Source organism: Pseudoxanthomonas kaohsiungensis, from assembly GCF_010211765.1.
In the GTDB taxonomy this organism is placed as follows: domain Bacteria; phylum Pseudomonadota; class Gammaproteobacteria; order Xanthomonadales; family Xanthomonadaceae; genus Pseudoxanthomonas; species Pseudoxanthomonas kaohsiungensis.
Genome location: NZ_PDWO01000067.1, coordinates 1 through 601, shown reverse-complemented (window position 1 = coordinate 601; position 601 = coordinate 1). Strand labels below are relative to the sequence as shown.

Here is a 601-nt window from a genome sequence, read left to right as displayed (position 1 = left end):
AAATGATGTACACCTTGGCGCCGGCCGGAGCGGCACTGGGCAGGTTGAATTTCTCGGCCATCTTGTTGCTGGCCTGCGCCTTGGCTGCTTCCTTGATTCCGGCGAAGGCATCGTCCTTGGCCAACGCCAGAACGGGCAGGCCGGCTACGGCGAGCGACAACGTCAGCGAAGCAATCAGCGGAAAGCGCATGGTCCGGCTCCGCAACGAAAGGGATCAGGGGGCAACGAAGGTGAGGCCGCGATGATAACGGGCGACGCGAAGTGGGACAGGCATTGGCTACACTTCGTTCCGATTGATCCGCGTGACGATGGCATGACCCAGAAGAAGCCCACACCGACCAAAGTAGGGGATGCGGAGCCGGCGCCCGACGCCGTTGCCCCCAAGCGCAACGCTGTCGCCCGCAAACCCAAGGTCGTCGCTCCAAAGGCGGAGGCGGTCGCTCCGAAGGCGAAGGTCGTCGCCACCAAGCCCAAGGCGGTCGCGCCAAAGCCCGAGGCCGTCGCTCCGAAGACGGAGCCGGTGGCCCCGAAGCCAAAAGTCGCTGCCAAGCCGAAGGGCATTGCCTCGCAGCCGGATTCCGTTGCGCCGAAGGCCGAGGCT

Annotated in this window: 1 protein-coding gene and 1 pseudogene; one reads left to right on the top strand and one right to left on the bottom strand. The window is 64.9% G+C overall.

From position 1 onward, the window contains the following. Window positions 1-190, bottom strand: a 190-nt coding sequence (locus CSC66_RS17325; protein ID WP_202935699.1) for a hypothetical protein, incomplete at its 3' end; no start/stop codon positions are given. Between the two features lie 123 nt (window positions 191-313). On the opposite strand from CSC66_RS17325, the pseudogene CSC66_RS17320 reads away from it, so the two are divergent. Continuing rightward, window positions 314-601: pseudogene (locus tag CSC66_RS17320) on the top strand (hypothetical protein); the annotation flags it as partial.